Below are 257 nucleotides of genomic sequence, written 5' to 3'. Positions count from 1 at the left end.
GCCCCTATGTTTAGAAAACATAGGGGCAAACTACCTTTTTCAATTGCTAATGAATGATATCTTGCAACTCTTAATGGATTTTTTACACCTATAAAAATATTTCTGTTATTATGATTAATCAAACTACTTTTTCCATGGTACAAGCTTTTAGCATGAGTAATATTACCACCGAATGCTTTACCAATACATTGATGTCCTAAGCATATCCCTAGTATTGGTATACTACTACTAATGTTTTTTATAATATCTAGGCAATT

The 257-nt window shown here is 30.4% G+C and carries 1 protein-coding gene; it reads right to left on the bottom strand.

Annotated elements, in window-relative coordinates; all coding sequences use genetic code 11:
- Positions 1 to 257 (bottom strand): glutamine amidotransferase-related protein (locus tag ACX6CF_RS26460; protein WP_458788373.1); only part of this gene is annotated, 257 nt, incomplete at both ends.

It is taken from the genome of Vallitalea sediminicola, assembly GCF_054408565.1.
Note: the sequence above shows the minus strand (reverse complement) of the source record. Positions and strands in the feature narration are given on the sequence as shown.